Below are 23,172 nucleotides of genomic sequence, written 5' to 3' on the forward strand. Positions count from 1 at the left end.
TGCTGTATTCAACATCAAACCCTCCGCGAGCGATCGGCATTTTTAATTTTCTATTCCCCATTCTTGTCCGCCGCCAACGCCCTTGAGCCAATAGTCGAACCAGCGTAAATTGCGTTCATATGCTGCCAATCGATGTGCGGGCTGCCATTTTACATGATGTTCATCCGGAAAGACGAAAAGTGAAACCGGCCGCCCCGCCTGCTTGAGCGCTGTGTAGCTTGAGACGGCAGCGCGAAACTCATCATCCGACTGCTGCATCAATAGTGGCATCGTAATCTGCTTGGCGTTCTGAATCAGCGACATGCGCGACCAGAATTGAGCATTGTAGTCGATCAAGCGCGGCCACCCAATCTCGTGGAAGGCCTGTGATGCCCCTGGGCCGACAAAAGCATCCTGAAACGGCTCCCAACAGCAACCGCTGACCGACGCCGCTTTGAACGCCGTACTATTTATCGCAGCGAACTGAACCGTCGACGATCCGTCGCTCAGCCCTGTGAGCCCAATCCTCCCAGGGTCGACAATGCCTCGCCTGGTCAGAACCTGAACAGCGACTTCTATCGACGAAAGCACGCTGCGCCGATCAGTGAAACCGGCCAAGAGATGACGTTCATAGTCCGCCATTGTCGCCGAACGTGGCACAAGGTTTCGGGCGTCGGGCCTTTGGACGCTAAGGACCGCGTAGCCCCGATTAGCGAATGCCTGAATGGGAAATTCGTCACCAACCCCGCCGCGTAAAAATCCCCGTGATGTATATTGAACCACAATTAGGGGATACGTCGTGCCACGGACATACCCTACCGGATAAACGAGGTCGCCAAAGGTCTCGACCCCGAACGCGTTTCGCCAGTTTAGACGCTCGACTTGCCCGAGGGCTAAACCGCCGAAGGTCGGATTAGGATTATAAATTACCCGCGCATCACCGGTGCCAGGATTGAGCATGACAAGGTGGCGCGGCACGCGAGATTGCTCACGGGCACATATGAGATTGTCCCCGAGGGCTTGGCATTCAACAAGAAGATCCGCAGTGAGGTAAAGCCGCCGCGGCGAACCCCGACCGGGCTGCCACTCATAGATGGCCAACTCACCCCGACCCCAGCCTTCCCGCCGAAGATAGCGTAAGCGCTGACCGCCCTTCACCCACCAAATCAAAGTCGCCCCAGAACAGGCCTCCTCTGCACAGCGGCTCGTCCGATTCCCACGATCCCTTACCAAAATCTGCGACGGCTCCGACCAGCCCGGAACGCTCCCGCGCTGCACGGAGGCCGCGCGTCCCTGCGGCGACGTTACTACTGAGGAGCTGCCTGCAGCGCCGCCGGCGCCCAGGGCGTCGACATCAGCTCCTGTTGCGCGATCAACCACACCCGTTGCAAGTTCGAGGCTTCGTACGACAATTGTGTCTGTGCGGAACGCCTCCGGTCCATTTGCGAACAACGGTATAAACCGTTCATCATACCGGTAACCGCGGAGGGCTTCGTCGCGGCGACTCCTTTCCTGGGCGGTTTCGGTCGAACCGGTCGAGAAGATGACCCGCCGACCGTCAGCTGAAATTGCGAAATTCTCAACATCCTGTGCCTCAGACGTCAGGCACTCAGTCTGGCTACCATCTGACGCCGACCGCCAAACCTGGACCTTTCCGGCGGGTTTCTTGAGAAAATATACCGACTTTGCGTCTGCGGACCAGATGATCGGGGCCGAGGCCGCGTATCCGGTGCTTACAGTAGCGCCGCCGATGCCGCGCACTATTTGAGGTATGAACCCGCCACCGGCATCGATCGTCTTAGGCGGCGAATCGTCATAAATGTTTGCAACGACAATTTCGATCTCATATTGGTTCGAGGACGGATCGGCTCGCCTGATCTGGAACGCCACCTTCTTCCCGTCGGGCGAGACGCTAAATACATGCTGTCCGGGCTCTGGGTAGGTAGGGCCAATATCCGTCAGTTGAACGAGATCGGCCGCCGTCAAGGGTCTGGCGGCAGGGCTGTCCGGGTGCGTTGAGCTCGCAGGTTTCTGACTTCCCGCCGAAATGCACGGTGCGCTGCCGCAAATAAGGGCGAGCGCCACCGCTCTCCAGAATCTCAGGAATGGCATCAGAAGCTCTTGCTGATCGACAAACTTAGAAATCGCCCAGTACTTGGAAAATTGTTGGAGTCGTAATTGTAACCGATCGGACTTATCGTCCGAATAAATGGCGGCTTCTTGTTGAAGACGTTGAGAGCAGAGACAAGGAAAGTTGTGTTAGCGAGCGGGCCGCCCACGTCTCCGGTTTCAAAGCGACCGACGAGATCGAATGTCGCGAAAGAGCCCACCCTTTGAAAGGGCGCAACGCGGTTATCAAGCGACCCGCCGATGTAAGACAGCACTCCGGACAGCGAAAATCCGCCCCGCTGCCATTCAAGAGACGACGAGGCCCGCCAGTGGGGTTGCCTGAAGATAATCCCAGCGAGCTGGACCGACGGCTGGTCGGCGGTAAGCTGTTGAATGCTTTTCAGATAGCTTGCTGCACCGACGAGATGGAAATGGTCTCGGTCACCTAGCGAGAACGCATAATCGGCGGCAATATCGACGCCCTCGATCTTCTGTCGCGCGGCGTTCTGAAGGTAGTTTGTGACAATCGCCCCAACGGGTGCGGTGGTGGGATCGCCGCCGCCTTGGTCATAAATCGCCGAGAGGCCAGAGAGCGCTGCTAACACCTGTTCGCGTGTTGGGTTAAGCGTAATATACGGGCTATAGATGGGCAAGAACGCCAGCGAATTCAGAGGAATTGGCGAGACCGCCCTGTCCCGATACTTAATCCGGAATAAGCTTACATCCACCCTCAATCCTTCTGCGAATGAGGGGGTGAACGACGCAGTGGCGGTCCAATTGGTCGCGCGTTCCGGCTTTAGCTCGGGATTTCCGCCAATAAGATACAGTACCGCCCCTGGCACAGGACTAGGTGGGAGGAAAAAGGTCTCGCCGGGCTGAGAAGCGCCCTGTCGGGGCTGTCCGGACTGGTAAAGGGTGGGGGCTTTGAAGGACTTTCCCCAACTGAACTTCAGCGCGATGTCTCTGACGGGAGAATAGGCTACACCAAACTTCGGGGTGGCGACGTCGCCAACACCGCCGACATCCTCATATCGCATTGCTGCGCTCAAGCTCAGCCGATTCACAAACGGAATTTCGTTGGACGCCGAGATGAACGGTAGCGAAACCTCTGCGAAGCCATAATGTACAGGCCGGCTTTCCACAAAGTTTAGGGACGGAGTAGCCGTTCCCGATTCTATTGTGGCAACGTCTATGATGAGCCTCGTATCGCGGACCCCCCCACCAAGGGCAATGCGCGCGTCGCCTCCCGGCAATTCGAATAGCGGTCCGTCTGCACCCAGCTCGACTGACCGAATGCGATTTGTGTAGAGGCCCTTTTGGACGAGGAAGAACGATCCGTCGAAAGCTATGGCAGCGTTTTGATTCACTCGACTTTCGCCGATTACGCCGGCCAATCTTACTTCCCATGCACTGCCGACGGCAACTTTCAACGCTGGGGCAACCGTCCACGAACGGGTATCCACATTGATATTGGTGCCCGACACGAGGCACCCATCAGTCACAGTGTAGTTCACGCAGAGAGAGCTATCGCGCTTGCTGAACTGGGCATCCAGTTCCAGAGCGACACCCTCGGAGAGATTTTGGTGTCCCGCGAGGACAGCACTATACTGCGTCATGCCGCTTTGGAGCGTTTCAGACGGATGATTTGACTGAGTGTACGAGCGGTCGCCCGCCTTGATAGGCGTCGTATGTCGATAGTCGACAGCCGCCATGAAACCGCCTGTCGACCATCGCCGCCCTGTTACGAGATTATATTGCTGTTCGAAATTGCCACCGTCAGTCGCTCCGCCCACTCGAGCAGATACGATTGCCCCGTCAAAATCCCGGCGCAGTACGACGTTTGCCACCCCGCCAACGGCGTCAGATCCATAGAGCGCCGACGATCCATCGGTCACGACTTCTACTCGCTCGACGGCAGCGAGCGGCACAGCTGAAATGTCGACACCTTGGCTTATGGCGTCATAGGCGACACGATGGCCATTGAAGAGGGTCAAAGTCGCATCCGCGCCCAAGCCCCGCAAATTCAACGTCGATGACGAGGTGACATTTTCAGAGCCGCCCTGTCCTCCGGCAGCAACACCTGGGTTCTGGCCGCCAGAATAGTTCTGGACGAGGCTCCGTGCAAAGCTGCCCAAATCGCTTATGCCACGCTTCTCAATCGCGGTCTTGGAAGCGACGACCATCGGCGAGATTCCCTCGCCGCCACGAATATGGCTTCCAGTGACGACAATGTCCGCATCGCCCGCCGAGCGTCCCGCTACTTCGCCCGGCGGCCCCGATCGCCCCCGGATGATGACGACATCCTTCCGGTATTGCGCGGTTAGACCGGATCCTTCGAGCAGTGCCCGGACGGCCTCATTCGCGCTGTAAGTGCCGCGCAGGCGAGGCGCGCTTCGTCCGAGCACGGCCTGCGAGTTGAAGATGATCTCCTTCCTCGACAGGCGGCTCACGGTCTTGAGGGCCTCACCCAGGTCCCCGGCCTCGATATTATACTCAACCCGACGCTCGTCCGCGGCGAGGGCAGGGGCGGCCGGCACGAGTGTACCGATCGCCACCGCTGCAAGAAGTGCGTACCGAAACCGAGACCCCATTCGAACCATCTTTTTGCCCCCTTGGAAATTCCCGACAATTTGGCGGGATTTTGAGGGAGCATCGCAACAAAACTGCAAACTACGGGGTAGGTCTCAAAAATTTCCGGATTATTTCTTCCGAAGTGTGATCTCGTCCGGTTTGGTCCTCTCGGCGTCCAGGTCGAACAGGGTCGCAAGGCGATCGGCAACCTGATCGGCATCATCGACCCGGAATCGGCCGCTGACCCGCAACGTCCCAAGACTTGGATCGCCTAGACGGATCGAGGTCGCGGAACCCCGGTTGGCTTCAGCGACCACTGCCGTCAGCGGCGTGCGCTCATATTCACGCACCGCCGAGATCTCGGGCGTGACGGCAGCAGGTTGAAGTTGAGTGCTTGTCTGCATGGCTCGATGAACATCCGACGTGACAGCCGCGAAACTGAGAGTCTCGCCTGGTTCCAGCCGCGCAACAGCAGTCGGACCAGTCGTTCCCTTGATAACACTGGGCCGTTCGACATCGACCGCCCCGCGCAGCAACGTGACGATCACACGCTCGTCCCTCCCCACACTGACTTCGAAGATCGTGCCGCGTGCTGTCACGCTTCCGCCACCAGCCAGCACAACGAAGGGGCGGATCTCATGCGCCACATCAAAGCGGGCACGACCGCGTTCGAGCTTCAACTCGCGCCGTCCGGTGCTGAAGCGCGCGAAGAGCTCGCTATTGCGATCGAGTTCGACCAAGGAGCCATCGGCGAGCCGCACCCTTTCGGAGGCATTCTGAGTCGCGTAGCGCTGACGCTCGGTCGCCTGATCAGCCTTCGGCTGCGCCACCTGGACTGGAGCATGCTCCAAGCCCGGTAGCTCCACCTTTGCAATCCAGCCTCCGATGCCAATGGTCAAAAGCAGGCTGGCAGCGATTCCGGCCCATCTCAAACGGCGACCGCTCGCTTCGTTGTCATTGGCTTCCTGGCGTTCGTCTTCGCTCTGAGCCGCCATGAAACGCCCCAGAGCGAAAATCTCGCCGGCGTGATCGTAAGCGCCGCGGTGCGTTGCGCCGAGGGCAAGCCAATGTTCGAACTGCGGGCGCCACTCCTCCGCATCAGGGCCCCGCATCCTGGCGAACCACAAAGATGCCTCACGCATTTGCTGGTCCATCCTCGGCATAGGCTCCGGCATATCGTCCTCAGCCATGGGCATTTCCGATGCTCTTGCCGATGCGCACAATGGCCTCCGCCACATGCCATTCCACGGTTCGGATACTGATATCGAGTTTCTCGGCTATCTGCTTATATCCCAGTTCTTCGGCCCGATGTAACAAATATACCTCTTTCGTCCTCTGCGGAAGGTTTTCGACAGCCAGTCGGTAGCGCTCTCGCATCTCGTTTACTTCCGCGATGGCATCCGGGCCGGCAACGTCTTTGCCGACGGAATAGACCACGGGGTCGAAGGATTGTGCCTTGGCCCAGGCGCGCACGCGGTCGGCCAGGAGATGCCGGACGATTCCCTGCAAATAGGCACCCGGATTGCTGGACGCAGCGGTGGATCGCGAAGCGACGAGCCTCGTGAAAGCCTCCTGCACCAGATCGTGCCGGTCCTCCTCAAGCCAGACGCGCGGCTTGAGGAAGGACAGCAGCTTCGGTGCCTCCCTTCGATAGACGGCTTCGAACTGGCGATGGTCATGGCATGCGGACGCACCCGCACAGGTGCCCTCATTCTCACTGGCGCGAAACATCGGGTCACGCGCACGGTCGGAGGTCGCAGCGCGCCAAAGCGCGACGGCAGAAATGGAGCGAAGACAGCATGACAAGACCACCCAAGGGTGGCGGGCAATATCGTCCATTGCTTTCGCCCAGCCGTCGAGGATGGGCATCTAGTCATGCCTGGAAGGTTTATCCTGCAGACGGTCCCCAGCCGTTTACCGCACTGCGGGAAAACTCTGCAACGATTTCCAGGTCGTTGCAACCCGCCACGTGCATGGGAACGGTCATTCGCCGTTCTGCATCGCATCCTCAGCGGTCGCTCGGCTCGCGCGTCGGCAGAACAGCAAAGAGTTCGACCATCCGATCGAAGAAGCGATCGAGCAATTCTGTCGCTTCCGGTTCCAGCTCGACAAGGATCCGTCGACCGTCGTTTGGATCGCGTCGAAGATTGACCAGCCCGCGTTCTGCCATGCGATGGACAATGCGTTGCGAGTTCCGTTCCGATGCGCTCGACGCTCCAGTCAGCGCGGTCAGCGAACGCGGTTGCCGACTTTTGCAGGTATAGAGATCGAGAAGCATTTCGAACGCCGGCATGGTGAATAGATCCCGGCCGAACTCATCCGCTCGCAGCCGCTGCACCTGTTCGGTCAAATCGACCACGCTGCAGCGGCTTACGTTGGCGATGATGGGTGGACCATGCATCATTTCAACTGCTCCCTGTCCGACTTGTCCAACGGGCAGAAAACGGCGGCAATCAGATTCGGCAGTATGAGCATGACACGCTCCTTTCTCGTGAGAGAGGAATTTGCATGTCTCCCGCCCGGCATATTGTAAGTTCTTGTCTGTAAAGCGTGCTTGGACCATATCCATCCATTACGGATGATTAAGTATGTAACGATAAATTAACGTCGCTTTTGAATAGGTCTCGCGAGGATCGGGGTGTTGCACCAGCTCAGCCTGAGCGGTGCTCGGGCCGGTCGCCTCTGTAGCTCGCATTTATAGTGTCTGGCCGCGATGATCAGTCTTGGCCGCGCGAAGGGCAACCGCGCTGACATGAAGACCGGGTTCCACTTGTATTGATTTCTTGGTGACAGACGTCGGCATTGCATCGCTTGCAGAGAAATCAAGAAAGTTGGCGCAATATGAGCGTTTGCCCGAGGCTGACAGGGGATGGCGATGCTTGTCAGGCCTGACCCGGACGGCGAACGAGCGCGCAAGCACTGTTAGCAATAACCCGGCCCTTGGAGTCTATCGCTTGGACGATGCCGGATAGAAGCTCGGGCGGATCAGCAGGATCGAGCAGGACCAGCTTTGCCTCCATCCGCCATGGCCCTTCATCTGGGATAGCTGGCATGGACAAAGTGATCGTCAGCAAGGCCGGCTCGATCTGATATGAGCCGGCGGAAACTCCTGTCACCGCGATCGTCACGGCTCCATCATCAAGTATGAGTTCGTTGCCGGCCGGATTGCGTGGCGTCCGATGCGTAAAATCGAGCCACCAACGCCCTTCCATCGCATTCGCCATGGTTGGAGATCCCGCTCTGGATTGCCGACTCAGTCTACCACAATGTTTGGTATCACGCAGCTGACATCGGCCAGCAGCGTTAGAACTGCCGGATCACCGCCAAGCGGGCTACGATACTTCGATGGTCCGACAGTATAGGCTTCGCTTATAGCTCGACATGTTCCGCTTATCTCTTGGCGACTGATCCGCGGGATTCCAACGGACGGTGCGCGGATCCGCCGATCGCGCCACAACTGGCCGCACGCATCTAATGGTGCTCATCCAGACGTTGCGTTCGAGATCTGGACCTTCGGACGATATGATATCTGGGTCTGGCTTGCGTGCGTTCCGGGAGGGGAGGGAGAGCAGGGTTGCTGGACGATTCAAGGCTGCCTCAGCCCGGCAATCGCCAGCACCTGCCTCACCGCCCCGCCGCCAGACGTCGTTGACCGTTCGTCTCCCGGAAAGAGCGGGCTGGGCCAATCGCTCGGAAATGCCCATGACACGCACCAACAACAACCGAAACCCGCAATTAGAGGCGATCGGTTCCGACATCGTCAAACGCCTCGGCGGTACATGGAGGCCGGGCGGCGCGATGTGCCTTTGTCCAGCCCATGCAGATCGCAGGCCCAGTCTGTCTGTGCGCGTTGGGCACCATGCGCTGCTCTTCAAATGTTTCGCGGGTTGCGACTCCCGCGACGTCATCAATGAGATCCTGCGTCTCGACGAGAACGCGCTTCACCATGTGGAACAGGCCTCTCACTCCTCGGCGAGAATGCCGTCGGACCTGTGGCGCCGGCAGCAGGCACTGCGGATATGGGATGAAGCCCGGCCGCTCGCCGGCACACCCGCCGAAATCTATCTGCGCCGCAGGCGAATAGCGCTGCTGCCCCGTGCCTTGCGCTTCCATCCCCGGACACCTCTCGGGCAGGGGGACGATGTCGAGTTCCGGCCCGCCATGATCGCGGCCCTGCACGATGGGGGCCTGCATGATGAGGGGCGCTTCATCGCTATCCAGCGAACCTTCTTTGACAGTGACGATGCACGGCGCGCCCGCGATCTTGCCGATCCACGCATGACGCTTGGCCGTCCCGAGCACGCAGCCGTGATGCTGGGCGCGGCGACATCGACCCTTGGCCTCGCCGAAGGAGTCGAGACCGCAATCTCCGCGATGATCCTGTTCGGGATACCGGTCTGGGCCACCCTTGGCAGCGAGCGGCTTCATCAGATCGCGATCCCAGATCGCGTCACGCGGCTGGTTCTCTTCCCGGACAACGACGTGGCCGGTGAGATCGGCGTTGCTCACGCGCTCGAAAGCTACGCGATGCCGGATCGCTGCATCGATGTCGAGTTCCCGCCGACCGGCTTCAAGGACTGGAACGACGTGCTCCGGATGGGAGGGGAGGGAGTGGGGGAGTGGTGGCGGCAAGTGGCCTGATGGTCAGGCTTTCCCCGCCAGGAGACTACCACAATGACGCAACTTCCCATCCTCGTCGCCGCGGCTAACCTCACCAAATCGCCGAGCAACGTCCGGACTGTCGGCAATCCCGTCGCCGATGCCCAGCTCGAGGCGAACATCGCCGTCAAAGGCGTGCGCCAGAATCTGATTGGCGTGCCTGTGTCGCGCAAGAAGGGGCATTACCGCATCATCGCGGGCGGCAGGCGCCTCGACGCGGTCCATCGGCTGATCGAAAAAGGTGTGCTCGATGCCGACTATCAGCTCGCGGTCCTTGTCTTGGGGGACGCCAAAGACGCGATCGAAACCAGTCTGGAAGAAAATTTCTTCAACCTCACGATGAACCCGGCCGATACCTGCCGGGCCTTTCAGGACATCATCGAGAGCGAGAAGAAGACCCCCGAGGACGTCGCCAAGCGCTTCGGCCTCACCGAGCGGTTCGTGCGCAGTCGGCTTCGTCTTGCCGATCTCGCCGATCCGATCTTCGAAGCGCTGCGCAACGATGAGATCACGCTGAACGTCGCGGTCGCCTATGCAAGCAACAGCGACCGCACCAAGCAGGCCGAGGTCTTCGAACTGCTCAAGGATGGCTATTACGGGGCCAACGTCAACGAGATCAAACGCCAGCTCACCCAGGACACCTATGTTGGCAGCGATCCCAAGGCTCTCCTCGTTGGGCGCGATGTCTATATCGAGGCGGGCGGTCGGGTCGATCTCGACCTTTTCAGCGACTCGACGACCGAGCGCTGGATCGATGGCGATCTCCTCAACCGTCTGGTGGCCGACAAACTTGCGTCCGCCGCGGAAGCGCTGCGCGCACGCGAGGGGCTGGCGGAAGTCCGGATCATTCCCTCGACCCATGTCACCTACAACGACACCTGGGACCTGCGCCCGCTCAAGGGCGACACGCCCGAACTCACGGCCGAGCAGCAGGCGCGTCTCGAGGAAATCGAGGCCGAGATCGAGGCCGCCAACGAAGCCTGGGAAGATGCCGATGAAGACGGCCAGACCGAACAGGCCAACCGTGTCGAGATGCTCGAAGCCGAATATCGCGCGATCGAGAAGCCCGCACCTGTCCTTTCCGAGGAGCAGAAGGCAGGGGCGCTCGCCTATGTCGTCATCGGCCATGACGGCCGGCCGCGCCTTCACGAGCAGCTCTATGTCGCTCCGGTCGACGAGCCTGACGATAAGGAACTGGGCGATCAGGTAGAGGACGAGGATGACGATGTCGTCGCCGGCGCCGGCAGGCCCGCCTATAGCCAGCGGCTCAGTCAGGAACTGGCCGAGATGAAGAGCGAGTTGCTGCGGGTCCATATCGCCAGTGATCCGCGCTTCGCGCTCGACCTTGGCACCTTCTGGATGGTCGACAGGGCAACCCGCCATTCGAGCGGTTTCGATCTTGCGACCGAGCTCAAGGCCGACAAGCCCTACTCCGGGCTGACCGGCTACCAGAGCGGCACCATGGCGGCCGAGGAATGGGGCAAGATCGACGAGGCGCTCGATCGCAGCTGGACCGAGGTGGGTGACGTCTGCCAACGCTACGACGCCTTCTGCGCGCTTTCCGATGAGGCTCGTGCGGCCTGGCTCGCCTGGGCAATCGCCCGGACGCTCCACGCGGTCGTCGCGGGCAAGACGGGCGAGGCCATGATCGACCATCTCGGCACCAAGCTCGAGATCGATGTGGCGGCCTGGTGGCGTCCGACCGCGAACAATTATTTCGATCGCCTGAGCAGCAAGGCCGCCATCCTCACCCACCTCGAAGAGATTGGGGGCAAGGAACTGTCGAGCCGCTACGGCGCATCGAAGAAGCATGACCTCGCAACGTCGGCCGAAAAGATCTTCGGCGGTTCCGTCCCCATCGAGGCGGAACTGCGCGAGGCGGCTCTCGCCTGGGTGCCCGACGTCATGCGGTTCGGGACGACTGCTACCGCGCCGGAACCGATGCCTGCGAACGACGAGAGCATTACCGACACCGGCGACGGACTCGATCAGGCCGCCTGATCCGTTGCCCTTGGGACCGCAGCCTCGCGCTGCGGTCCCTTTTTTTGTGCACTTTCGCCTCGCATGGCAAACCAGGTTCGAGGAGCCAGACCATGGCCGACATCACCCAACTCCCCGTCATGACCGCGCGCGATGCCGAATCGATCGGCTTTGCCCGTTTCAACGATGTGCCGACCTTTCCGATCGAAATCCCGGACGGGAACTTCACGATCAGCGCGCGCACCAGCGACGGACGTCGCATCACCTTCTTCTTCGGCGAATATGAGCGTGGCGCACCGCCAAGCTTTGTCGACATCCAGTATCACGACAATGGGACCGCCATCCCCAATGCGAATGGCGGCACATCACCCAGCTTCGATATGCTCACCATCGGGCGCGGTGGCCAAAATGCTTATGACAGCCGGCGCCATCCGTCGGATGAGAAGCCGTCGATTGCCGTGATCCTGCTCCGAGCATCATAGGCCGCCGCCAAATTCATTTCTGCCATCTGTTTCCAGCTCAGGGCCTGGCCTCGCGCCACGGCCCTGTTTTCATGTTGGCCGCAGACCGGGAGGGAAGGGGGAGGAGGAGTGGTGGGCCGCGATGGTCCTGATCCAATCCGGAGTTATGCCATGTCTGTTCCCCTGCTCGCGCTCGCGCATCCCGACGAGCCCGAAAATTCCAAGCCCGGCCGCCTGTTCAACGCGGCCACCCGGATGGCCGACCTGCTCCGACGCGGCCACTCCATTCGGCGCCAGGACCTCAGGCGCCTGATGGAGGAAGCCTTCAACGCCTCCGATGCTTCAGGCAGCTGGTCGATGCGCGACGCCTATGACGCGCTGGAAGCCGCCCAGGTCATCCTGCTCAAATCGTCCGGTGGCTGGACCGGCGTCGATCTGGCCGGCGCTGATACGTTCGCCTCGCTGCGTCGTTTCGAGCGAGGGCTTCCTACCCAGAGCTATCGCAGCGAGCATCAGGTCGAGATGCAGCAATTCAGTACACCGATCTCTCTCGCCTGGCTCGCCGCCCAGGCCGCGCATATCCGCCCGGACGATCAGGTGCTCGAACCCTCTGCCGGAACCGGCATGCTGGCCGCTCACGCCGTTCGCGTCGGGGCCGCGCTGACCCTCAACGAGCGCGATCCCGGTCGCGCGGCACTGCTCGGCAAGCTGCTCGGCGAGCCTGTCACGACCCATGACGCGGAATTCATCAACGACCTTCTGCCCGCCGACCAGTCGCCAAGCGTCGTGCTGATGAACCCGCCCTTCAGCCGGAGCGAGGGTCGGGGCAAGGACCGCTTCGCAGGCGCCCGTCATCTGCGTTCCGCACTGCTGCGCCTGGCACCTGGCGGCCGCTGCGTCGCGATCATGCCACCCAGCTTCGCAGCGGACGGCACCGGCGCCACCGGCTATGCGATGGTCTGCGAGGCAGCGAACCCGCGTGTCGAGATCACCATCCTCGGTCACCCCTATGCCAAGCATGGCACCAGCATCGCCGTCCGGCTGATCCTGTTCGACAAAGGCTGGGCAGGACCGACAGAACGCTTGACCGCCCAATCCATCGAGGCGGCCGCATCCCTGGTCGCTTCCGTCCCGCCGCGTCTTCTGTTCCCCGAACCGGAACCGCCCGCGCCGGCCGTCATCCCCCTGCGCCCGCGCCGTGCCATGATGTCTTCGCCTTCGACGATCTTCGGTGGCATCCAGAAACGCGCGCTGGTCGCGCCCGACCGCATTGCGGCGGATGGGAGCGCCCGGTTGATCGACTATGCGGTTCGCGCCACGCCGCTGCCAGCGGGCGATCCGGTCGGGCACTACGCGCCCTGGCGGCCCGCACGCATCGAAATCCCTGACGCCCGGCCTCATCCGGACCAACTGGTGGAGTCGGTTGCCATGGCATCCGTGCTGCCGCCCGCACCCAGCTATCGTCCGATGTTCCAGCCGCAGGCCTTCGCCGCTTTGTCCGATGCCCAGCTCGAAACCATCATCCATGCCGGTGAAGCCTGTGAGCGCGATCTCAAGGGCACCTTCTCTCCCAACACAGCGGGCGACCAGCTGCATGAGGATCCGGACGGCGCCGTCTACCGGACAGGATTCTTCATTGCCGACGGCACCGGTGTCGGCAAAGGCCGTGAGGGTGCGGGCATCATCCTCGACCAATGGAACCGCGGTCGCCGCCGCGCGATCTGGATTTCGCGCAGCTCGGCGTTGATCGAGGACGCAAGGCGGGACTGGAGCGCACTGGGTGGTGTGCCGATCGATATCCAGCCTCTCGATGCCTATCCGCTCGGTGACCCGATCGGCATGGCCAGCGGGATCATCTTCCTCACTTATGCGACGCTCCGCTCCCAGCGGCATGACCGCGCATCGCGCCTGCAGCAATTGCTCGACTGGGCCGGCCCTGATTTCGACGGCGTCATTCTGCTCGACGAATCGCACGCCCTCGGCAACGCAGCCGGCACCGAGACGGAGTTTGGCGCGGCCAAGGGGTCGGAACAGGGCCTGGCCGGGGTCCGGCTGCAAAATGCGTTGCCGCGTGCCCGGGTCATCTATGTCTCCGCGACCGGGGCCACCAAGCCTGAAAATCTGAGCTACACCGCGCGGCTTGGACTTTGGGGACCCGGCACCGCCTTCCAGGACAGAGACGCTTTTCTCGCCGCGATGGAGGAGGGCGGCATTGCGGCGATGGAGATCGTCGCGCGCGATACCAAGGCCATGGGTCTCTACACGGCACGCGCGCTCAGCTTCGCAGGCGTCGAATATGACCCGCTCGAGCATAGGCTGACACCCGCCCAGATCGAGATATACGATGCTTATGCCGACGCCTGGGCCGTGATTCACCGCAATGTCGACACCGCGTTGAAAGCCGCCAATATCGTCGATCGCGCGTCGGGTCGGACCCTGAACGCCATGGCGAAGGGATCGGCGCTCAGCCGGTTCGAAAGCTCCAAGCAGCGCTTCTGGTCGGCATTGCTCATCTCGATGAAAATGCCGACTGTCTTCGAGGCGATCGAAACCGAAATCTCGGCCGGCAATGTCGCCGTCATCCAGCTCGTCAGCACCGCCGAAGCGATCCTGGACAGGCGGCTAGCCGAACTCTCGCCTGAAGAACGCGCCCATCTCGATCTGGAACTCTCGCCGCGGGCGACCATGATCGACTATCTCAAAAACGCCTTCCCGACCCAGCAGATGCGCGTCTTCGCCACCAGCGACGGTTCGCTCCGATCGGAGCCGATGCGCGACGAGGCGGGCAATATGGTCGAATGCGCTGAAGCCATCGCAGCGCGCGACGCGCTGATCGAGGAACTCTGCGCGATGCCTCCGGTCCCGGCCGCCCTCGATGCGTTGCTCGCGCATTTCGGGACGGCAAAAGTCGCCGAGGTAACGGGTCGATCACGGCGTATCATCATCGGCAACGATGGTTCTCAGAAGCTCGAACGGCGCGGCGCACGCGCCAATCTTTCCGAGACCCAGGCGTTCATGGATGGGCAAAAGCCGATCCTCGTCTTCTCCGACGCTGGCGGTACGGGCCGTTCCTACCATGCCGATCTGGCGTGCAGGACCGCCGATAAGCGTCGGGTCCATTTCCTGCTGGAACCGGGCTGGCGTGCCGATGTCGCGATCCAGGGTCTGGGACGCACCCATCGCACCAACCAGAGCGTCCCGCCGGTCTTCCGGCCGGTGACGACCGACTGCAAGGGCGAGCGACGCTTCATCTCGACGATCGCGCGGCGTCTCGACAGCCTGGGCGCACTGACACGCGGCCAACGCCAGACAGGCGGCCAGAACCTCTTCGATCCGGCGGATAATCTGGAAAGCGACTATGCCCGCGAAGCCCTCACCCAATGGTACCATCTCCTGCATGGCAACAAGCTCTCGAGCGTGACCATGGAGAGCTTTCAGGCCATGACCGGGCTGAAGCTTAGAGACGAGGACGGCACGCTGCTTGAGAAGCTGCCGCCGATCCAGCGCTGGCTGAACCGCATCCTCGCGCTCAGGATCACGACCCAGAACGCGATTTTCGACGAATATATGGGGCTCATCCAGGCGCGTATCGATGCGGCGCGCGAGGCCGGCACGCTTGATGTCGGAGTCGAGACCATCCGCGCCGAGCGGATCATCACAAGGTCCGAGCAGACGCTGCGCACCGATCCCGTGACCGGCGCCGAAACCCGATTGCTCCGGCTCGAACTCCATCTGCGCCCGCGGGTCATGCACTGGAAGCGGCTGATGCAGATCTGGGACGGAACGCGCGAAATCGCATATCTCTGGAACAGCAGGTCCAAGCGCGTCGCGCTGAAGGTGCCGTCATGGTCGATCACCGATGAGGAGGGGCGCATCGTGCCCATGTGCCAGCTCGTTCGCCCGACCGGCGGAACCCGCATGCAGGAAATCGCGATGTGGGCCAGCCTATGGAAAGAGATCGACCGCGACCAATTCCAGCAACTTTGGGAAGCGGAAGCCACTGACGCGGAGGCCCAGGTCGATATCGAGACCGTCAACGTCGCGACCGGACTCCTCCTGCCGGTTTGGCACCGACTTCCACAGGATGATGTCCGGGTCTGGCGGATCGACGATGGCGACGGCACTTCGATTATCGGCCGGCTGATCCCACCCGCTGCAATGATGGAACTGCAATCTGCCTTCGGTCTCGATGGCACGATCGAACTGACCGCTGCCGAACTCGGCGCTGCAGCCCAGAACGGGACGGGCGTCGTGATCCCGGGCCTGGGCGGCGCGACGTTGGCAACCGCGCTCGTCAACGGCGCCCGCCGGCTGGAAATCCGCAATTACCGGCCAGAGGATCGCGAGCGGCTGAAGGCCCACGGCGTATTCAGCGAGGTCATCCAGTATAAGACCCGGCTGTTCATTCCGCTCGACCGATCGAACGAAGTCATCGAGGCGATCCTGGCGATGACGCGGATCTGATCCGCATCTCAAAGTCCGATCACCCGTGGAAAGCGGTCCGGGAACGAGATGCGCCCGGACCGCATCGATCAACTTGCCGAGGGCGTGCTCTCCGGCGCGGGCTCAGCCGAAGGAGCCGGCTCAGCGTCTGTCTTCTTTGTCCGAATGCGCTTCGGCTTGGGTGCCGCATTTGCTTTCGTGGCAGGCGCCTTGGCGGTAGCCCCGTTTGAGGCCTTGCGTTTAGACTTTGCCGCGGCGGCGGCCGGTTTCACCTCAACCGCATTGGACGAGAAACCATCCCGTGCTGTCTCTGCTGGCGGCGTGTCAGCAACGGCCGGTCCAGGCGCATCGGCAACAGGCGGTGCAGGTTGATCCGAAGCGACAGGCCCGGGAGAGGCATTGCGCTTGGGCGTCCTCGCCACAGGTTTCGGCTTGACGTCTCCAGTCTTGGCACGCGGGCGCCGTGCCGATGCGGCCTTTGCCGGAGGTGTGTCAGCAACGACAGGCTCGGGTGCCTGCGCAACCGGGGATGCAGGCACCTCCTCCGCGCCAGACGCAGATGAGCTCTTGCGTTTGCCGCCGAGGCCGAGCTTCAGTGCGACTTCCCGCCGGGCCGCCGAATATCCTTGCGCGACAATCGGATAGTCTGCCGGAAGGCTATACCGGGTCCGATATTCCGCAGGCGTCAATCCATGCGCTGCCAGATGGCGTTTGAGCGCTTTGTAGGGTTTGCCATCGATCAGGCTCAGTATGTGATCGGGCGAAGCCAGACTTTCCTCAATCGCGACCTTCGGCTTGTGTTCCGGCGCGGTACCTGGCGTGGCCGGAACAGCCTCATCGGTCACGGAAGCAGCGACTGATGTGGCACCGGGGGCATCTCCCAGCAAAGCCCGTCGCGTTCCCTCCACCAGCGCCGGCAACTCGGCGCTCGGCACGGTATTGTTCGCGAAATAAGCGCTGAGCAACGTCACGGTCAAAGACATGACGCCCGAATCTTCGGTCTCGGCCATTTAGCATCCTTCTTCTTGCTGGAAACACGGCTCTTGAGCCAGGCGCACTTACGCAAGCGTAAACGAACTGGTGCCTCCATTCCACGCCCAAGTCAAAGGGAGGGGAGGAGGAGGCAAGTGGGTGGTGCGGCAATCGGGCTGCCCAGCATCTTCATGGAGAGCCCATGGCAAACCACTTCATCCAGGGCACATTCGCTTTCACCTGCTCGATCGCCGAATCCGCGTGATCGAAAATGCGCCGCACACTCGCGAACGGTGTGCCCACCGCCATTTTCTGCGTCGGCATAGCGACAGATGAGAAGACGTGTCGCTTCGCGCGCGATGATTGCGAAACGACAGAACAGGCGCTTGCTATCTTTCGGCGCTATGGCTCGCTCGACCATGGCTATTGCCAAGCCCCGCCGCCACCGGGTTGCGATAGCTCACCAGCGACCCCATCGCCGCTTCCTCTGCTGGCGGACCTGTTCGGCGCAATCCATCGGCCGGCTGTGATCATGCCGGACATCGTCGCCCAGATCGACCAGGTCGCGATGAGACGCGACCGCGTCCTCATCGCGATGTTAGCGCGCCCCGGACCCCGCGAACACTAACAACATCCGGCCACCGCACTGGCCGCACATCATCACCACGGAGAAAGAGCATCACCGACGTTTCGACGCCGGGCGCTTCCGCGCGCCTGTACAGCCAGACCCCGTTCGACGAGCGGGGCAATTTCCACTATGAGGGCGATCTCTATCGAACCGGCGACAATCTCGCGACGCTTGCCGCGCGCATCGAAGCTCATCTCAAGAGCGAATTCCCCGACACGCGCTTCGCGATAAGGACCGAAACGTTCGCGCGCGGCCGCAAGATCTTAGCCGAAATCCTCGACACCCCAGCGGATCTTACCGCGCGTGACGCCCAGAACGACGTCTTCGTGGCGGTGCGGGACCAAATGGAGCGCTTCGGTTTCACCCGCTCCAACCTGCTTCAGGACTTCCACAACTGTTCCTTCTATTGCGAGGCACGGATCGGACAGGCTTATTGGGCGGCGCTGGCCGGCCGTCGAGGCCAGAAGAACCCGGTCGAAGCCAAGGTCTCGCTTGCGGCGTTCAAGAAGCAGGTCAAGGCCGGTGACAGCCTGAAGCTGGTCGACGCACCAGCCGGGCACCGGGCGCTAGGGACGACAAGGGCCATCACGCAAATTCGCTCTGGGGATCTCATTCTCGAAGGCCGCTCCTATCTGAGCTTCCCGCGTGCCTCCGCCTTTGCCTGCGACGGAAGGCTTGTGCGGATTTCGAATGGCTCGGAATATGACCCCGACGCGCATCTGCTCTATGAGTGGCTACGCAGCGACGCCGCCTGAACAATGGTCATTCCTGAGACGTCACACGGTGCTATGAGGGCATCAGTCGAGACAGCGGATCAATGGTCGAGACAGCGGATCGATGAGCGCCTCGCCAATGGGGATCGGAAGATCGGTCCGGCGAGTGCCGCTATGTATTGGCATATCAAACAAGAGCGCGACGGTGAGAGCAATCCGATACCCCGCCAACGGACGGTCAAATCCGCAATAGCTACAGGAAGAGTCCGAGAAACGACGCACCGGGGACCGGATTGAAGGAAATAGGCTCGGCCGTGGCAAATCCGAGAGAATGATACAGCATACGTGCGGGAACAAACTTCGCCTGCACATCGAGCCTCATCTCGTTGTAGCCCACAGTGCGAGCCTCTTCGATCAACCGTTCTGCGAGGGCACGACCAAGCTGACGTCCCTGAGCATGGGGCCGAACATAAAGGCGTTTCATTTCGCATATTTCGGGAGTGACCCGGCGCATCGCGACGCACCCCTCGATTTCGCCCTCGCAATCTGCAAGCAGCACGCATCCACTCGGCGACGCATATTTGCCCGGAAGGCTCGCGAACTCGGCATCGTTATTCTGATAATCGAGATTCACCGGGGAGTTCGCGATAAACTCGCGCCAGATGCTCAGCACAGCGACTATGTCTTCGGGAAAGATCGCGTGTCGTATGAGCGTCATGGCATCCATATCATGCCGAAGATCATGGCTGTGATAAGGCGCGCTTGAGAGCCTTGTCGTAATGCGAAAAAGCCATCAACAACCATATGGTAGACAGCCGTTACGGCTTGCCTCTCGTCGCCGTCCGCTATGCTCCTGCTTTAGAACGGCAAATTTCCGTACGACAGTGAGCCAATGCCTTAATCGGCGTTCCTGCGAAGCGTTCTTTCGATCAACCAAAAGTGTAAGAGTTGCGCCACGACGAGCGTCGCCCCCATGATAATCAGGACCGGAAGGACAAGGCCTTCCTGCCCTGCTCTGGGCGCAATATTGATCGACATGTACGTAAAGAAGCCAAGAAGCGCGGCCGCTAAAATTGGCATGAAGGCGAGCGCGACACCGCGGGGCGCTGACCAGTTAACCTGACCTGTGAGCCCCCATTGCATAGGGAGGCGCGCTTCGCTGTGGAAGCGCACGTTTGCACGGCAAGCTAAGGCACAGATCGTCAGGATAAAAATTACAGAAACGATCAGCGTGCCCATTCGTGCGCTCCTTTCCCGCACATCATAGCCCATTTGTCTTTGATAAGCACCGGCATCCCGGCTGTGATTTCCCCGAAATCGCCTGCGCCACATGGAAGCCCCGACCCGGACTTAATCGACGCTTTGGGCCGAGCAATGGGCGGCCGACATCCACCGCGAGCGCGTCACACGCTAGGCCATGCACCGGGGCAGCACGCGCCGGGACGGAGGGAAGGGGGGTGGGGAAGGGTGGCCGGTCCGAAGCGGATCGGGCCGTTCCAACCAGGAGATGTCCCATGGCAACGCTTGCCCAGCATATCGACGCGCCCCAAGTCTCGGGCGCTTACAAGGTCGACATATCCCGCGGTCGCAACATCGGACGGGTCTCGTCCGAATGGTATTCGCGTCCCGATGACGAAAAATTCCTGTCGCTCGACGACCTCTATGAGAATGTACGCCGTCGCGCTGAACGTGCACGCACGCGTGTCGTCGAGAGCCGCGCCGTCCGGGTCGAGGCGAGCATGGACAATGCCGAACGCTTAAGCCTCATCGTTCCCGGCGAACCCGAACCGATCGCGCCCACCAACTGGTCATTCGGCCAGCTCTCCAGCCTGGTTGGGGCCCCGGCCTCCTATCTCCGGGGCCTTCCGGCCGCGCTCGCCGGCATCAATCTCCAGCATGGGCTGCTCAGCCATCGCGGCGAGCAGGTGAAGCTCCTCAAGACCCATGACGGCCGCGCCGAATTGCGGGCCGTCACCGGACCCGATTATGGCCGGATCTGGGACCATGAGCTGGTCGCGGCGGTCATGAAGATTGCCGGCAACGGCGTCTCCGATACGCGCTGGAAGGTTCCGGGCGTGCTCGACTGGCAGTCGATGCGCTATAACCCCTATGTAGACGTCACGCGCGAGACGACAACGCTCTATGCGTCGGATCGCGACGTCTTCCTGTTCCTGGTCGACGACACGCATCCGATCGAAGCGGGCAAATTGCCGAATGGCGACCCCGATCTCTTCTTTCGCGGCTTCTATTGCTGGAACTCGGAAGTCGGCTCCAAGGCACTGGGAATTGCGACTTTCTATCTCCGCGCCGTGTGTATGAATCGCAATCTGTGGGGCGTTGAAAATTTCGAGGAGATTCGGGTCCGCCACTCGAAATTCGCCGCCAACCGCTTCGCCCATGAAGCTGCGCCCGCGCTCGAAACCTTCGCCGATTCCTCGGCCATGAGCTTCATCGAAGGCATCAAGACCGCGCGCGGCCGCATCGTCGCGCGGTCCGACGAGGACCGCGACTCCTTCCTGCGCAAGAACGGCTTCTCCAAAACCGACACCGCGAAGATCATCCAGTCGGTGATCGCAGAGGAAGGTCATCCGCCCGCAAGCCTGTTCGATTTCGTGCAGGGGATCACCGCGCACGCACGGACCAAGTCCAACCAGGACACGCGGCTCGAAATCGAAGGCAAGGCCCGCAATCTCTTCGCCAAGGCGAACTGAGGAGGACGTCATGCCGAGCTTTACAATCGAAAGCACCTACCGGCTGCCGGTCTTCCGGCACCGGACCTATGAGGCGGCCACCGCCGAAGATGCCTGCCGGCTCGCCATCGCGGACGAGGACTGGACCGGCCAGAAGGAGGACCATGAGAATAGCGGGGCCACATACCTGACCGGCATCTGGCCCGGTGTGGATAGTGCCTACATCGCCCCCGCTCTAGCGCTGCCGCCGGGTTACGGCGAAAGTGAAAATCCGCCGACGACGATGCAAACGGGATCGGCCCCGCCTGCAGCGGCTCCGCTCATGCCGCGCTGTCGCCATTGCGGCAGCGCGGACATCTGCCAGGACGCGAACGCCATCTGGAACGAGATCGCGCAAGCATGGTCGCTCCTCGTAACCTATGACAGCCAGACCTGCGAGCGTTGCGGCGCGGACAGTAACAATCTCGCCCTCTGGGTCCCGGTCGCCGAGGCTGGTTCGGCCACCGCTTTCCTGTGGGAAGTGATCCAGGCGTTGGAAACCACGTCCCTTGCCTCGGACGCGGAGTTCCAGCGCTTCTGCACAGAGAGTCATGGCCAGCTGACGGCTGATGAAGCCGCCACCCGATGGCGAAGCACCGCAGCCGCCTGACCATCCGATCCGACCAACGGACCGGCCTCAATACCCGCTCACCCCAAGGCGGCTTCGACCCAAGTCGGAGCCGCCTTTTTCTTATCGGAAGGAACTGATCATGCACGCATCCGCCCAGGTCGAAATGCAGACCTTCACTGTCACCGTTGAATTCTCCACCGGCGGCGAGCCCTATGCCACCGAGACTTACACGGTCGAAGCGACCGACTGGTATCGCGCCCAGCGCGACGCGATCGAGATGTCGGTCTCCAGCCCCTACGACAACGCGCGCATCCCCCACCTCACGCGCCGCGTGATCGCACAATAGTCAGCCCGGCTTTCTCCCGCAGCCGATTGCGGCATGGCGGGAGAAGTCGCGGCCGCAACCGGAGTTGCCGCTCATGCTCACCACCAGGAGTCAGCGCTGGCGCGATCGGCGTTGCCGTTGGGTGCCCGGCGCCACCGAGATCGATCCCCGGTGCTTTACCGTGGATATCATCGATACCGTCAAGCAGGCCGCCCCCTTTGTCCGCCAGCATCATTATGCCGCCTCGATGCCGGTCACACGCCTGTCGGTCGGTCTTTTCCGCAATGGCGCGGCCGGGCAATCCGAGCTGGTCGGCGTTTGCGTTTTCGCCCATCCGGTCAACAATGCCAGCGTTCCCAAATCGGCCGGGCTCCCCGATCCGCGCAGCGCCTGCGACCTCGGGCGCCTTGTGCTGCTCGACGATACCGGCGGCAATGCCGAGACTTGGATGCTCTCGCGCGCCTTCAAGCTGCTACGCCGCGAGAAACCCGAGATCGTGTCGGTCATCTCCTATGCCGATCCGATCCGTCGTACCGACGAGCAGGGCCAGATGTTCATGCCCGGCCATGTCGGCACGCTCTATTGCGTGATGGGTAGCCGCTATACCGGCCGCTCGTCCGCGCGCATCGATCTTATCCTGCCCAATGGCCAGCCGATCTCGAGCCGGGCGATCTCGAAAATCCGTAACGACGAATGCGGCCAACGCTATGCCGCCGAGCAACTCGCCGCCGCCGGTGCCCGCACCCGTCGCTCCGGCGAGGATGGAGCGCACTGGCTCGCCGATCTCGAACGGTTCGGCTTCCTGCGCCGTCAAAAGCACCCGGGCAACCATGTCTATCTGTTCCCGCTCACCAAAGCGGCGCGGATTGCGGCGCGCGCGGTGCCGAGCCTGCCCTATCCGGTTCTCGACCGCGCTACGTCCGCCGGAGACGTCACGGCGCTCCCGCTGCTTGCCCGCGCAGCCTGAGGCAAATCGAGGCAGTCGGAGGGAAGGGGGCGGGAATGCGTGCCGGTCAAGGATCGGCTCAACGG

Annotated in this window: 19 protein-coding genes; 10 read left to right on the forward strand and 9 right to left on the reverse strand. The window is 61.6% G+C overall.

Features of this window, described 5'->3' with window-relative positions; all coding sequences use genetic code 11:
- Nucleotides 1-42: 42 nt before the first annotated feature.
- The 6 genes from HL653_RS12275 to HL653_RS12300 form a co-directional block, all read right to left on the reverse strand.
- Nucleotides 43-2,064 carry an Atxe2 family lasso peptide isopeptidase gene (locus HL653_RS12275; protein WP_171744761.1) on the reverse strand — a complete coding sequence of 674 codons (2,022 nt, stop codon included), beginning with the start codon at nucleotides 2,062-2,064 and terminating at the stop codon, nucleotides 43-45.
- A gap of 26 nt (nucleotides 2,065-2,090) precedes the next feature.
- Nucleotides 2,091-4,679: a TonB-dependent receptor gene (locus HL653_RS12280; RefSeq protein ID WP_171744762.1), complete on the reverse strand. Its 2,589-nt coding sequence runs from the start codon at nucleotides 4,677-4,679 to the stop codon at nucleotides 2,091-2,093.
- Nucleotides 4,680-4,787: 108 nt separating this feature from the next.
- A complete protein-coding gene (locus HL653_RS12285; protein ID WP_171744763.1) occupies nucleotides 4,788-5,849 on the reverse strand; it encodes a FecR family protein in 1,062 nt (353 codons plus the stop codon).
- Nucleotides 5,842-6,528 (reverse strand): RNA polymerase sigma factor, encoded by a 687-nt coding sequence (locus HL653_RS12290; protein WP_253716783.1) that lies wholly within the window; start codon nucleotides 6,526-6,528, stop codon nucleotides 5,842-5,844. Before HL653_RS12290 ends, HL653_RS12285 begins: the two co-directional genes overlap by 8 nt.
- A gap of 139 nt (nucleotides 6,529-6,667) precedes the next feature.
- Nucleotides 6,668-7,063 carry a MarR family winged helix-turn-helix transcriptional regulator gene (locus HL653_RS12295; RefSeq protein WP_171744764.1) on the reverse strand — a complete coding sequence of 132 codons (396 nt, stop codon included), beginning with the start codon at nucleotides 7,061-7,063 and terminating at the stop codon, nucleotides 6,668-6,670.
- Nucleotides 7,064-7,541: 478 nt separating this feature from the next.
- Complete coding sequence (locus tag HL653_RS12300; RefSeq protein ID WP_171744765.1) at nucleotides 7,542-7,883, reverse strand: hypothetical protein; 342 nt, start codon at nucleotides 7,881-7,883, stop codon at nucleotides 7,542-7,544.
- Between the two features lie 478 nt (nucleotides 7,884-8,361).
- Here HL653_RS12300 and HL653_RS12305 point away from each other — a divergent pair, with 478 nt between their 5' ends.
- The 4 genes from HL653_RS12305 (at nucleotide 8,362) to HL653_RS12320 (ending at nucleotide 16,223) form a co-directional block, all read left to right on the forward strand.
- Complete coding sequence (locus tag HL653_RS12305; protein WP_171744766.1) at nucleotides 8,362-9,300, forward strand: toprim domain-containing protein; 939 nt, start codon at nucleotides 8,362-8,364, stop codon at nucleotides 9,298-9,300.
- A 33-nt stretch (nucleotides 9,301-9,333) separates the two neighbouring features.
- A complete protein-coding gene (locus HL653_RS12310; protein WP_171744767.1) occupies nucleotides 9,334-11,319 on the forward strand; it encodes a ParB/RepB/Spo0J family partition protein in 1,986 nt (661 codons plus the stop codon).
- Nucleotides 11,320-11,411: 92 nt separating this feature from the next.
- On the forward strand, nucleotides 11,412-11,780 hold the full coding sequence (locus tag HL653_RS12315) for a hypothetical protein (protein ID WP_171744768.1): 369 nt from the start codon (nucleotides 11,412-11,414) through the stop codon (nucleotides 11,778-11,780).
- A 150-nt stretch (nucleotides 11,781-11,930) separates the two neighbouring features.
- Nucleotides 11,931-16,223 carry a strawberry notch-like NTP hydrolase domain-containing protein gene (locus HL653_RS12320; protein WP_171744769.1) on the forward strand — a complete coding sequence of 1,431 codons (4,293 nt, stop codon included), beginning with the start codon at nucleotides 11,931-11,933 and terminating at the stop codon, nucleotides 16,221-16,223.
- Nucleotides 16,224-16,291: 68 nt separating this feature from the next.
- Here HL653_RS12320 and HL653_RS12325 read toward each other — a convergent pair whose 3' ends face one another.
- A complete protein-coding gene (locus HL653_RS12325) occupies nucleotides 16,292-17,212 on the reverse strand; it encodes a MucR family transcriptional regulator (RefSeq protein WP_171744770.1) in 921 nt (306 codons plus the stop codon).
- Between the two features lie 233 nt (nucleotides 17,213-17,445).
- On the opposite strand from HL653_RS12325, the gene HL653_RS12330 reads away from it, so the two are divergent.
- Both HL653_RS12330 and HL653_RS12335 read left to right on the forward strand, forming a co-directional pair.
- Entirely contained in the window at nucleotides 17,446-17,802 is a 357-nt protein-coding gene (locus HL653_RS12330) for a hypothetical protein (RefSeq protein ID WP_171744771.1), read from the forward strand.
- A gap of 50 nt (nucleotides 17,803-17,852) precedes the next feature.
- Nucleotides 17,853-18,557, forward strand: a complete 705-nt coding sequence (locus HL653_RS12335) for a hypothetical protein (RefSeq protein WP_171746939.1) — start codon at nucleotides 17,853-17,855, stop codon at nucleotides 18,555-18,557.
- A 211-nt stretch (nucleotides 18,558-18,768) separates the two neighbouring features.
- Here the strand turns inward: HL653_RS12335 and HL653_RS12340 are convergent, their stop codons facing one another.
- Nucleotides 18,769-19,242: a GNAT family N-acetyltransferase gene (locus HL653_RS12340; RefSeq protein WP_253716785.1), complete on the reverse strand. Its 474-nt coding sequence runs from the start codon at nucleotides 19,240-19,242 to the stop codon at nucleotides 18,769-18,771.
- 170 nt (nucleotides 19,243-19,412) lie between these two features.
- Nucleotides 19,413-19,754 carry a hypothetical protein gene (locus HL653_RS12345; RefSeq protein WP_171744772.1) on the reverse strand — a complete coding sequence of 114 codons (342 nt, stop codon included), beginning with the start codon at nucleotides 19,752-19,754 and terminating at the stop codon, nucleotides 19,413-19,415.
- Between the two features lie 275 nt (nucleotides 19,755-20,029).
- Here HL653_RS12345 and HL653_RS12350 point away from each other — a divergent pair, with 275 nt between their 5' ends.
- From HL653_RS12350 to HL653_RS12365, 4 genes are all read left to right on the forward strand, one after another.
- A complete protein-coding gene (locus tag HL653_RS12350; protein ID WP_171746941.1) occupies nucleotides 20,030-21,226 on the forward strand; it encodes a DUF932 domain-containing protein in 1,197 nt (398 codons plus the stop codon).
- A gap of 10 nt (nucleotides 21,227-21,236) precedes the next feature.
- Nucleotides 21,237-21,854, forward strand: a complete 618-nt coding sequence (locus HL653_RS12355) for a hypothetical protein (RefSeq protein ID WP_171742671.1) — start codon at nucleotides 21,237-21,239, stop codon at nucleotides 21,852-21,854.
- Between the two features lie 100 nt (nucleotides 21,855-21,954).
- On the forward strand, nucleotides 21,955-22,161 hold the full coding sequence (locus tag HL653_RS12360; protein ID WP_171744773.1) for a hypothetical protein: 207 nt from the start codon (nucleotides 21,955-21,957) through the stop codon (nucleotides 22,159-22,161).
- A 160-nt stretch (nucleotides 22,162-22,321) separates the two neighbouring features.
- Nucleotides 22,322-23,107 (forward strand): hypothetical protein, encoded by a 786-nt coding sequence (locus HL653_RS12365; protein WP_253716787.1) that lies wholly within the window; start codon nucleotides 22,322-22,324, stop codon nucleotides 23,105-23,107.
- Nucleotides 23,108-23,172 lie beyond the last annotated feature (65 nt).

The sequence above is a fragment of the Sphingomonas sp. AP4-R1 genome, from assembly GCF_013113735.1.
In the GTDB taxonomy this organism is placed as follows: domain Bacteria; phylum Pseudomonadota; class Alphaproteobacteria; order Sphingomonadales; family Sphingomonadaceae; genus Sphingomonas_I.